Here is a 3,869-nt window from a genome sequence, read left to right on the forward strand (position 1 = left end):
CCAGGCCATCTTGCTCCAGATGCTTGGATTACATCTGCCCCAGAGAATGAGGATTTACAAAAATGTAGTGTAGACTTTACGCTCGGGAGAACCACCTCCCAGATTCAAAACTGCGGAAGTTGGGTTAGCGACCATAGAATCTTTTTCGGACGTTGTTGCGTCCAATGTACACCACAAAAGAAAATGTATCTTGCGAGACGCTTTCTCCCACTGATTCTGGTGAGCCTGTTAGTTTGGACAGGGTGTTCCGGCGGGTCCAAAGATGATTCCAAGAACGCAACACCCACCTCCACACCGGCGACATCGGCCACTCCCGCACCCAGTTCGACCCCGCCCTCAACCCCGGTGTCCATATCAACCCCAACAGCAACCACCCAGACCCCGGCAAAACTGGTAGCGGTCATTGGTGATATCCGACCCAATCCTGCCCAGGCCAACGCTGATGTAACCTTTGAGGGCAGCGGTGAGCGAGGAGAAATCAAGAGCTATCGGTGGAGCATCCAGGGGTCCGGCGCGATCGCCTATTCGGCATCCTTTACCAGTTCCTCAGTGACGGAGAAGCCTGGCACCTATGTGATCACGCTTGAAGTTCAAGATGCCAATGGACTATGGTCGCCGAAAGCCGAGCGCGTGTTGACGGTGCTGCCGATACCGCCCAAGCCGGATTTCACCTGCCCGTCACGGTATGGCAAAGCCCCGTTTACGGTGGAATTCCACGGAGCTGCCAGTAGAGAGGTCGCCATCTGGGCATGGGACTTCGGGGATGGAAGCAGCAGCGATCAGCAGAATCCCAGCCACACGTATGCGAAAGGGGGCATCTACACGGTGAGTTTGACCACTTCAAACGAGGGCGTCTCGGCCACGGAAACCAAACCGGACCTCATTGGAGCCGTCGAGGTGGATTATGTCACCAGCATCGTGAGAGATTACGCACCGCTTGAAATCAATTTCACTAACCTGTCGAAGGGAGTTACTTCGGGCTGGAAATGGGACTTCGGTGACGGGCGGACCAGCAGCGAAAAGGACCCCACCCACACCTATGACAACCCGGGAGCCTATGCGGTCACTCTCAAAGTTACCGTTCCCACCGGTGAGGAGTTTTCAACCGCAGAGCCCATTTACATCCGGGTGCTGAGTCATGTCCCCGCTGCCGAATTCTCCTACGGTCCTACGGTTGGGCTCTATGTGCCTCTCCGGTTCACCGACCTCTCAACGGGGGATATCACGTCATGGTCGTGGAATTTCGGGGACGGATACACCAGTTCCGAACAGAATCCCAGTCACACTTACGGCTCTCCTGGAACCTATTCCGTAACCCTGAGTGTGATGGGCCCGCTGGGAAGCGATTACAGACAGAAATCGATCACCATCGATAACTGACCGCCTCATCTTCATTCCTGGATTTATCCACGCTTTCCACTTGTTCGGTCCCATCTCGCAGTCATTAATTCTATCTTGATTAACCGGCTCCCATCGCCCGCTGAAGCCCGTTATTCCAGGCATCCGCCGCCTCTTCCAGCGGTAGATCGATGATTCCTTTGATCGAAAGGCGCTTGCCTCCGGCAACACCCAGTTTCAGAAGCGGGATTTCCTGCTCCGCGGCAAGTTTATGAAGCTTCTTCAAATTGGCTGCTTCCGCGGAGATTACGATCCTCGATTGCGTTTCTCCAAAGAGAGTGGCATCGAGCCGTGAACCGATCTTTAAATCGCCTTCAAAGCCGATATCCCCAGCGATGCAGCTCTCGGCCAGCGTCACTGCCAGACCGCCGTCGGAGCAATCGTGCGCAGACTTGACCAACCCCTGACCGATAGCCGAAAGCAGACACTCCTGAAGCCTCTTTTCAAACTCAATATCGATAGAAGGCTTTCCGGCCGCCTTTCCATGAATAGTCTCCAGATACTGGCTGCCCGCGAGATCATTTCCGTTTTGGCCCAGCAGAAGAACCACATCGCCCTCAGATTTGAATGACATGGTGCAGCGTTTCTCTATATCCTCGATCAGCCCCAGCACGCCCACAACCGGCGTGGGGTAGATCGATTGGCCCCGGGTTTCATTGAAAAGGCTGACGTTCCCGCTGATCACCGGAGTGCCCAGAGTCTCGCAGGCGACGGACATGCCGCGAATGCACTGCTCAAGCTGCCAGTAGATATCCAGCCGCTCCGGATTGCCGAAGTTGAGGCAGTCGGTGAGGGCCAGCGGTTTGGCTCCGGTGCAAACCACGTTCCGGGCCGCTTCCGCCACCACAATCTGACCTCCGATGTGGGGATCAAGGTAGCAAAGCCGTGCATTGCCGTCGATGGCCAGGGCAATTCCCTTGCCGGTTCCCTTAATGCGCAGCACCGCCGCATCGGCTTGACCGGGTGCCACCACCGTGTTGATCTGCACCTGATGATCGTACTGGCGGTAGACCATTTTCTTGCTGGCGATATTGGGAGAGGCCAGCAATTTAAGCAAAACCTCAGCGGCCTGTTGAGGACTTATATCCGGGATAGAGCTCAAGTCGAGCTTCTGAACCGCGTCCTGCCACTCTGGCCGAACGCCTTCCAGACGATAGAACGGCGGATTGGTCAGGAGGCTAACCGGAGCCTCGGCCACCACCTTATCGCCTTCCTTGATGCGGGCGATGCCGTCATCGGTGACATGCCCGATGATATCGGAGCGCAGATCGTAGTGATCGAAGATGGCCTTGACCTTGCCCTCGTAGCCCTTCTTGACGATGACGATCATCCGCTCCTGCGATTCGGAGAGCATCACTTCATAGGGCGTCATCCCCTCGGCGCGGCGCGGCACCTTCAGCACGTCGATCTCCAGACCCCTGCCGCTCTTGGAAACGCTTTCCACCGAAGCGCTGGTGAGCCCGGCTGCACCGCAATCCTGCATTCCCACAATCCAGCCGCTATCCTTAAGATCCAGGCAGGCTTCAATGAGCAGCTTCTCCAGGAAAGGATTGCCCACCTGAACCGTCGGGCGCAACTCGCGCTCGTCCTCAAAGGTTCGGGAGGCCAGACCTGAAGCTCCGTGGAGTCCATCGCGTCCGGTATCCGAGCCGACAAGCATCAGCAGATTTCCCGCACCACCCGCCTGCGCCGATACCATCTTCGAAGTCTCCAGAAGCCCCACGCACATGGCATTGACCAGGGGGTTTTCGGAATAACAATCGGCGAAATAAATCTCTCCAGCCACATCGGGAATGCCCAGGCAGTTGCCGTATCCGGCGATACCGGACACCACACCGTTGAACAGGTGACGATTGCGAGGCACGCTCAAAGGACCGAAGCGGAGCGAATTCAAAAGGGCAATGGGCCGCGCTCCCATGGTGAAGATATCCCGTACGATTCCGCCGACACCCGTAGCCGCCCCCTCATAGGGCTCGATCGCCGATGGGTGATTGTGAGACTCTACCTTCATCACGATGGCCAGCCCATTGCCGATATCCACCGCGCCGGCATTCTCTTCGCCCACCTCGGTGACGACGCGAGCGCTTTTGCTGGGAAAAATCTTCAAGAGAGGCTTGGAGTGTTTATAGCCGCAGTGCTCGCTCCAGAGCGATCCCAGCATGCCCAGCTCGACGATGCTGGGTTCCCGCCCCAGCTGTTTCAGGATCAACTGGTACTCCTCTTGGGAGAGGGCTACAACGTCTAAATCTTTTTGAGTGATCGGCATAATTGGCTCCTTTTGAATATCTCCCGACAATATGTCATTCCCGCGCAGGCGGGAATCCACATCACCGCGCAACCCTTTCTAAACCCCCTCGATCCCCCGAGCTTCAGGATGCAATTGCACATTATCATTGAGAGGGATGATGGTCTTGATGGTCAGCCGACCATCGTCATAGTAGATTATCTCATCTACCAGCAAACGCAGCAAT

General features: G+C 56.2%; 2 protein-coding genes. One reads left to right on the top strand and one right to left on the bottom strand.

Annotated features, from left to right (window positions below; genetic code table 11):
• Window positions 1-219: 219 nt before the first annotated feature.
• Window positions 220-1,380, top strand: coding sequence for a PKD domain-containing protein (locus tag PHV74_15340; GenBank protein ID MDD5095727.1), 1,161 nt, complete (start codon window positions 220-222; stop codon window positions 1,378-1,380).
• A gap of 79 nt (window positions 1,381-1,459) precedes the next feature.
• On the opposite strand, the gene purL is transcribed toward PHV74_15340, so the two are convergent.
• Window positions 1,460-3,664 (bottom strand): phosphoribosylformylglycinamidine synthase subunit PurL, encoded by a 2,205-nt coding sequence (gene purL, locus PHV74_15345; protein ID MDD5095728.1) that lies wholly within the window; start codon window positions 3,662-3,664, stop codon window positions 1,460-1,462.
• Between the last annotated feature and the right edge of the window lie 205 nt (window positions 3,665-3,869).

It is taken from the genome of Dehalococcoidia bacterium, assembly GCA_028711995.1.
Taxonomy (GTDB): domain Bacteria; phylum Chloroflexota; class Dehalococcoidia; order SZUA-161; family SpSt-899; genus JAQTRE01.

Bases quoted from the DNA above. Each gene is read 5' to 3' on its own strand.
- purL (MDD5095728.1), bottom strand. From the start codon at position 3,664: ATGCCGATCACTCAAAAAGATTTAGACGTTGTAGCCCTCTCCCAAGAG.